We start from the raw sequence: 7,535 nt of genomic DNA, 5'->3' as shown, positions 1-7,535 counted from the left end.
CGCCACCAACCGGGCCACCATATCGATGGCATCCTTCTTCAACTCCGCCGAGTACCGCTTCGATCCTGCTGCCATGAGGTTTCATCTTTCCCTGAGACGAACCCTCCGGAAACACCGGGACGGATCATCCAGCCTGGACTCGAACCACGTCGGGTACGTGACCTCGCGACACTGGAATTCCTCACCGGCGCAGGGAATATCGCCATTCTCGGGCCACCCGGGGTGGGCAAGACTCACATCGCGATCGGGCTGGCTGTCGCTGCCTGCCAAGCCGGGAAATCAATCTACTTCACCACCCTCGACGACCTCGTCCGCAAACTCAAAGCAGCCGACGCTGCCAACCGGCTCCCTCGCCAACTCGCCAATCTCATGCGACCATCGCTGTTGGTGATCGACGAAGTCGGCTATCTCGCTCTCGACCGCGACGAAGCCAACATGTTTTTCCAGCTGATCAGCCGCAGATACGAAAAAGGCTCCACGATCATCACGAGCAACAAGCACTTCACCGAGTGGGGAACCGTCCTCGGTGACGACGTCCTCGCCACCGCCATCCTCGACCGACTCCTGCATCACTGCGACGTCCTGGCCATCAACGGCCCCAGCTACCGGCTCAAAGACCGGCAAGGACTTGTCACACCGGTCGAAGCACCGGCATCATGAACCTGCCGGACACCGACACATCAGGTCGTACACAGACCGACACGTGAGGTCGTCCACCGATACCGCGTACTGGCACACGCGGGTGTGTATGAAGCAGGTAGAACTTTCCCCAAGAGATATGCGCTCTACTCTCCGAACCGTCTCGGGCTTGATGCCGCTTCGCGTCTTTGTGAAGGGTGAAGCTTAAACTTGTCCAGAAGCGTGGTGCAGTGAAGGTGGTCCTCGACCACCCGCGCGGATTCAGCTCCCTGTACGGCGCATGTCAGGCGATCGGCCCGAAGGTCGACATCGGCTCGGAGTCGATGGGGAACTGGACCAGGCAGGCTCATATCGATGCGAAACAGGTTTCCGGTGCAATGAGCGACAAGCTGCAGCGCATCAAGGAGTTCGAGCGCGAGAACCGAGATCCCAACGAAGCCGACGATATCTCGAAATCGGCATCGATTCTTCGCGAGAGAGCTCGATCCTTCCCGCCTCTGCGCGCTCGGTGCGACCTGATTCAGGTCGGAGCACAACCGGGCCGCTTTTGGCATGCACTGGTGCCGGATTGGTCTGGTCGTTGCCGCCGCGCGACGATACTCAGATCAGGACTGGTGTGTGGCATCCGCAACCTCGTGGGTGAAGCGTAGGTAGTCACCCCGGAGTAGCCTGTTCCGCGTGGTCTCGTTGTAGAGGTCTTGGCAGGTCCCCGATAGTCTGACCACATCGTTCTGAAGCCGGTTCTGATTGATGTCAGTCGATCTCGAAGCCATCCACCGGTTGGTGGGTGTGGCAGCCATCTCGCAGCGTACGCCCCCGCAAGCGGGAGGCACCCCCAGGACGGGGTGAGGTAGCTCAGCGACGAGTGGCGGTGCCGGTGGTTGTGGTCGTCCTTGAAGTCCTCGATCACCACCTTCGCCTCGAGCAGGCTCGTCCAGTAGTTCCGGTTCAGGCACTCCTTCCGTAGCCGGTTGTTGAAGGATTCGATGTGGCCGTTGTTCCGTGGTGTCCCCGGCGGGATATAACAGATCCCGACCCGACCACGGCAGAACTGTTGCAGCACTTGCAATATGAACTCCGGACCGTTGTCCATCCGCAACACCAACGATGGTCCGTCCCACAATGCGAACGCCTTCTCCAACTCCTCCGTCAGCCGCTGAGCGGTGATCGACAGCTCGACGATGTTCAGCACTGACAACCGGGTGTGCTCGTCGATCATCGACGCGGTCTTGGTGGCCTTCCCGTCGACGGTCGTGTCGAACTGAAAATCAAGTGCCCATACTAGTTTCGGTGCATCGGTGTCGATCTGCGGACTGGAACAGATACCGGCGCGTGTGCGAGGGTGATGGATCCTCACCTGCAGCCCTTCCTCTTTCCAGAGTCGGTGCACCTTAGTCTTGTTCACCGGGGACACGCCAGTCCAAGCCGTGCATGTCCGTGAGCAGCATCGGCCAAGCGAGCCGAGCAGACTGATGTTCGTAGACCGAGAGCTCGTCCCCGATGACCAAAGCCGCTTAGACGTCGGTCGAGAATCGCACTCCACCGTCGGGAATTTTGACCCCCGGCCACACTCTCGCGCCGCGCAGAAGTTCACAGCGCGCTCCGATGTCGGCACCGTCACCGATGACACCGTCACGAACGAGTGCGCGTGGGCCGATACGAGTTCCGAATCCGATTATGGATCGTTCCACCACAGCACCGGCCTCGATCACTGCCCCGTCGAACACGACCGCGCCATCGAGTCTCGCGCCCGCGCCGATTTCGGCACCGCGTCCGATTACCGTGCCGCCTATGAGGAGCGCACCGGGAGCAACACCGGCACTCGGGTGCACGAGCGATTCGCCGCGTGTACCGCTTAACGCCGTAGACGGTGCAATCCCACGAACGAGATCGGCTGAGCCTTTGACAAAGTCCTCAGGTGTACCCATATCGCGCCAGTAGGCACTGTCAACGTGACCGTACACTCGCTTTTCTTCGGCTAGAAGTGCTGGAAAGACTTCACGTTCGACGGACACCGGCCGATCGTGTGGGATGGTCTCGATGATCTCGCGTTTGAATACGTAACATCCGGCATTGATCTGGTCTGTCGGTGGGTCCTGCGTCTTCTCGAGGAAGGCGGTGACGCGGCCGTCCTCGTCGGTGGGTACGCAGCCGAAGGCTCGGGGGTCACCAACTCTAACGAGATGAAGGGTGACATCTGCATTGGTTCTGGTGTGGGTATCGAGCACGGTTGTCAGGTCGGTACCCCCGAGGACATCACCGTTGAACACGACGACGTTGTCGGCACGGAGCTTGGGTAGTACGTTGCGAATGCCGCCGCCCGTACCCATGGGCTCGGTCTCGGTGACGTATTCGAGTTCGATTCCAAGCGCGGAACCGTCGCCGAAATGCGCTTCGAACACTTCGGCCTTGAACGACGTGCCGAGAACGACGTGACTTATGCCCGCCGCCTTGATCCGCGCGAGCAGGTGATGCAGGAATGGTAGACCGGCAGTGGGTAGCATCGGTTTCGGCGCCGACAGGGTTAGAGGCCGGAGTCGAGTGCCTTTACCTCCCACGAGTATTACAGCGTCGGTCGTCTTGCTCGTGTCAATCGGCATTGTCGGCCTCTCTGTTGGCATCGTTTGTTCCCGATCGTCGATCTGTCACTGTCGAAGTGATGAAGCCGCAACCACCTCAAGCGCGCCGCGAACCCTGTGCGCAGAGCTCATCGTAGGGGGCCTGCCAAAGATTTGGGTTGGCGAGTGTGGCGCTACTGGCAGACGGTAATAACGCGGAGTTCGGATCGACAGCCAGAACGTTCCAGGCCAATCTCATGCCACGTTTCGAGTCGGTAGCGGAAGTTGGGTGGTGTCTGCGCCGCCGCATTTGACCGACGCCATGGCCGACCTAGCCGGCATCACCGCCTTGGCACCGGCATGGCCCCGCACCTGAGCGCACGCCTGCATGTCGAGAAACGTTCCGGTGAGGTTGATGTCGACGGTGCGCTGCCGATTCTCGAACTCGTAGGCCTCCGAACTCCTCAGCGACCGGGGCGCCTTCCTCGTCGCGAATCGCCGAGGACAATGGACAACCTGCGCGCCCTCGGCCACCATTGCTCGGCATTGACTCAGTCCCATCCCACGCGCGGCGCCGCTCACGAGAGTCACTCGTCCTTGGTTCAACTAACGCCGCCTCCTCAGCACGCTCGAAGCCTGCAAGCGCTAGCGCGACCGAAACGAATCGGCAGTGTACAACAGAAACCGACCCATTGGTCCTCTCGTTGGCGGAGAGATATACGCCATTTGAAATTCTTCGCGGTCGGCTTATTCTGACCTTCAGATGGAGGCGGTGAGTCGCAGTCGTGACGGGGTACGCGTGACGGGGAGTGATCATGACTCGCGCCAAACGGGGCAGCCCCGATGGGGTGCAGTCACGGTCCGATGAGGGCGGCGCAGGCCGAAGTCGATTCTGGACAATGCTATTGGCGACATGGGTCTACACATCGAACGGAGATGTACATGCTCGACGCGAGGCCGAAGAGTGCCTTCGAAAGTACCCTGTGAGTCGGCCGGCCGTTTCCGCAGCCGCCGTCAGCAACTCGCCTCAGATCGCATCGCAGGAATTTGCTCTGCGATGCGTCGACCTGACCAAGAGTTACGGCGAGAAAGCTGCCGTCAGCGGAGTCAGCTTGCAGGTTCGACGAGGCGAGGCATACGGACTGCTCGGACCGAACGGTGCAGGTAGGTCCACGGCCATCGGCATGATGGTCGGTTTGGTCGAACCCGACTCCGGCGAGGTCTACGTCGGAGACATCGACATGGCGGAGAACCCTCGCGAAGCCAAGAAGCGAATCGGCTACGTACCCCAGGAAATTGCGGTCTACCCCGAACTGTAGGCGCGCGAAAGTCTACGGTTCTTCGGCCGCCTGTACGGGCTGGGCCGAGTCCGTCTTCGAACGCGGATCGAGGAAGTTCTCGAACTCGTCGGCCTGACCGATCGTGCCGACGATCGAATCGATACCTACTCCGGAGGTATGAAGCGTCGCAGCAACATCGGTGCCGGCCTGTTGCACGAGCCCGACCTGATCATTCTCGACGAGCCGGCTGTCGGTGTGGATCCGCAGAGTCGCGATGCCATCCTCACAGGCGTCGAGAACTGACTGAAAACGGGCTTGCGTCAGTGCTCACGGAAGCGGCAGTGCTGGCCGCGATGGCCGTGGTTCTGCTCGGGGTTGCCCTGCTCGTTTTCGACAGGCGAGTTCTCGCGGGCCGCTGACACGCTATCGAACGTACGTGGCGCCAATCTTGTTCTCTGGCTCTGTCTACTAGTCGAACGTCCGATGCGGGACGCCCGCCATCAGTCCGCCGTCGATGATGAACTCGGAACCTGTCGAGTAGGAGGATTCGTCGCTGGCGAGGAAGACGACCATGGCGGCCACTTCGGATGGGTCGGCGCCTCTGCCCAGCGGAATCTGTAGGAAGTCCTCGGGGATGTTCTCAGTCATGGGAGTGCGCACGAACCCGGGGTGGATCGAATTGACCCGCACCTTGTGGGGCGCGAGTTCGAGGGCGACCGATTTGGTGAGGCCCCGCACTGCGAACTTCGTTGCGGTGTAACCGTGTAGGCCTGGGCTGCCGCGGAACCCTTCGACCGAGGAAATGTTGATGATCGAGCCGCCACCGGCGTCGATCATCGATTGAGCGCATGCCTGCATACCAAGAAACGTTCCGGTGAGGTTGATGTCGACGATGCGCTGCCAATCCTCGAACTCGTAGGCCGTGATCAGATTGCCGTTGACTATCCCAGCGTTGTTGACCAGTACGGAGACGGGCCCGAACTTCTGAGTGGTCTGCTGCACGGCGTCGGCCCAGCTTTCCGGTGAGGTGACGTCGAGGTGCACGTACAGCGCGGCGTCGCCGAACTCCTCAGCGGCCGCGGCGCCCTCGTCGTCGAGAATGTCACCGAGGACAACCTGCGCGCCCTCGGCCACCATCGCGCGGCAATGACTCAGTCCCATCCCACGTGCGGCGCCGCTCACCAGAGCCACTCGTCCCTGCAGTCGATTCATCCGAGACTCCCCGAGGGTGTCAGCACACAGCGCGTGCCGCTGTAGATCGTCGGCATGCACCGATTGCAGTGGATGCACAGTGAGGTGGAGCGGTCTTCCTTCTGCATGGAGTTGATCAGGTCCGGCTCACGCAGTAGCGCACGTGCCATCGCCACGAACTCGAACCCCTCGGCCATCGCCAGATCCATCGTCGACCTGTTCGAGATGCCGCCCAGCAGGATGAGCGGCATACGGACCGCGTCACGGAACTGGCGCGCAGACTCGAGCAGATACGCCTCGCGGTACGGGTAGGCGCGGAGGAACTTGCTGCCGACCAACCGGATGCCGGCGCGCTGCGGTTGCGGGAACGAGGCCGCGAACTCGCGTAGCGGTGCATCGCCGCGGAAGAGGTACATCGGGTTCTTCAGTGAACTGCCCGCGGTCAATTCGATTGCGTCGAGCGAACCGTCGGACTCCAACCACTGTGCCACCGCCAGGCTTTCATCGAGCCAGAACCCGCCTGGTACACCGTCGTCCATGTTGAGTTTCGCGATGATGGCGAGATCGGTGCCGACCTCGGCGCGCACGGCGTCCGCGACTGCCCGCGCCACCCGCGCACGATTGACGAGAGAGCCGCCGAACCCGTCGGACCTGCGATTGAGCGCCGGGCTGAGGAACGAACTGACGAAATAGTTGTGGCCGAAGTGCAGTTCGACGGCATCGAACCCGGAATCCGCGGCGATCCGAGCCGCCCGGGCATGATCGGCGACGATGCGAGTGATGTCCGAGACGGTCGCAGTCCTGGTCAGCCGCAAGCTCAGTGGACTGATCTGCCAGGACGGCGCCAATGCGGTCGCACGGTTGGACACCGAGTTGGCGACGGGTCCCGCGTGACCGATCTGCGCGGACGCGGCGGCACCCTCGGCGTGGATGGCGTCCGTCAGACGCGTCAGCCCGGGCACAGCTTCGGGGCGCATCCACATTTGGTGACGGTCGGTGCGGCCCTCGGGGGAGGACGCGCAGTAGGCCACCGTCGTCATCCCGACGCCACCCGCGGCGACAGTGCGATGGAACTCGATGAGGTCATCGGTGACCAGGGCCTCGGGAGTGCGGCCCTCGAACGTCGCCGCCTTGATGACGCGATTGCGCAGCGTTAAGGGACCCAGAGCTGCAGATTCGAATACTCTCACGTCATCACCTATGTTTTCGATGCCAGTGGCATCACAATAGGAGGAACGGACGAGGTGCGTGACTGAAATGACGAAACCGAGCGCGGGCAGATCCGGTCGGCCCCGCGACACCAGCATCGACGACCGGGTGCTGAGCGCCACCCGCGAACTGCTGATGGAACTCGGATGGGATGACCTCAGCGTGCGCGGAGTCGCAGCACGCGCCGGGGTGGGCCGAACCACCATCGACCGGCGATGGTCGTCGAAAGCCGAACTGGTGCTGCACGCGATCCTCGGTAGGACGCCCGACCTCACACCGTTCGACGGCACCGACCCCGCCGGGTGGGTGCAGTGGGTCGCCACCGGCAGCCGCGAACTGTTCGCCCAGCCCGAGGTGCGTGCGGCCGTGCCCGGACTGCTCAGCACCTTCGCCCGCAACGAGGACCTGCGTCGCCAGCTCTGGCTCAGCTTCAGCGGCCCACCGGCAGAACTGTTCTCGGCTGATTCGCCGCGCGACCCGGAAGACGCGGAGCTTGACGCGCGGGCTCTACTCGCGATGGCGGCCGGGGCGTCGTTGTTCCTGAGCACCGTTGCGACAGAGGACGACACCGATGCCGTGCACGCCCGCATCGGTGAGCTCCTGCTCGCATCGATCCGGCGAGTCTGACGACGCTGCTATTCTGACCCACGCGCCGGGG

Annotated in this window: 6 protein-coding genes and 3 pseudogenes; 4 read left to right on the top strand and 5 right to left on the bottom strand. The window is 62.3% G+C overall.

The window, feature by feature from the left end; all coding sequences use genetic code 11:
• Both istB and J1M86_RS26650 read left to right on the top strand, forming a co-directional pair.
• The coding region (istB, locus tag J1M86_RS25675; protein ID WP_241260675.1) for an IS21-like element helper ATPase IstB at nt 1–660 on the top strand (660 nt) is incomplete at its 5' end.
• A gap of 209 nt (nt 661–869) precedes the next feature.
• Entirely contained in the window at nt 870–1,289 is a 420-nt protein-coding gene (locus tag J1M86_RS26650) for a hypothetical protein (protein WP_230557632.1), read from the top strand.
• 203 nt (nt 1,290–1,492) lie between these two features.
• Here the strand turns inward: J1M86_RS26650 and J1M86_RS27075 are convergent.
• The 3 genes and pseudogenes from J1M86_RS27075 to J1M86_RS25660 form a co-directional block, all read right to left on the bottom strand.
• Nucleotides 1,493–1,732, bottom strand: a pseudogene (locus tag J1M86_RS27075) (integrase core domain-containing protein); the annotation flags it as partial.
• A 421-nt stretch (nt 1,733–2,153) separates the two neighbouring features.
• Nucleotides 2,154–3,239: a sugar phosphate nucleotidyltransferase gene (locus tag J1M86_RS25665; RefSeq protein ID WP_206511884.1), complete on the bottom strand. Its 1,086-nt coding sequence runs from the start codon at nt 3,237–3,239 to the stop codon at nt 2,154–2,156.
• A 468-nt stretch (nt 3,240–3,707) separates the two neighbouring features.
• Nucleotides 3,708–3,803 (bottom strand): annotated as a pseudogene (locus J1M86_RS25660) (3-alpha-hydroxysteroid dehydrogenase); the annotation flags it as partial.
• 209 nt (nt 3,804–4,012) lie between these two features.
• Between J1M86_RS25660 and J1M86_RS26645 the strand changes: the two are divergent.
• Nucleotides 4,013–4,780, top strand: a pseudogene (locus J1M86_RS26645) (ABC transporter ATP-binding protein).
• A 165-nt stretch (nt 4,781–4,945) separates the two neighbouring features.
• Here J1M86_RS26645 and J1M86_RS25645 read toward each other — a convergent pair.
• Entirely contained in the window at nt 4,946–5,689 is a 744-nt protein-coding gene (locus J1M86_RS25645; RefSeq protein WP_206511882.1) for a glucose 1-dehydrogenase, read from the bottom strand.
• Nucleotides 5,686–6,858 (bottom strand): NADH:flavin oxidoreductase, encoded by a 1,173-nt coding sequence (locus J1M86_RS25640; protein WP_307786750.1) that lies wholly within the window; start codon nt 6,856–6,858, stop codon nt 5,686–5,688. The genes J1M86_RS25645 and J1M86_RS25640 overlap by 4 nt, the downstream gene beginning before the upstream one ends.
• A 67-nt stretch (nt 6,859–6,925) precedes the next feature.
• Between J1M86_RS25640 and J1M86_RS25635 the strand changes: the two genes are divergently transcribed.
• The gene (locus J1M86_RS25635; protein ID WP_206511880.1) at nt 6,926–7,504 is read left to right on the top strand and encodes a TetR/AcrR family transcriptional regulator; all 579 of its coding nucleotides are present in this window, start codon (nt 6,926–6,928) and stop codon (nt 7,502–7,504) included.
• Nucleotides 7,505–7,535 lie beyond the last annotated feature (31 nt).

It is taken from the genome of Rhodococcus sp. KRD197 (genome assembly GCF_017168235.1).
Classification (GTDB): domain Bacteria; phylum Actinomycetota; class Actinomycetes; order Mycobacteriales; family Mycobacteriaceae; genus Rhodococcoides.
Note: the sequence above shows the minus strand (reverse complement) of the source record. Positions and strands in the feature narration are given on the sequence as shown.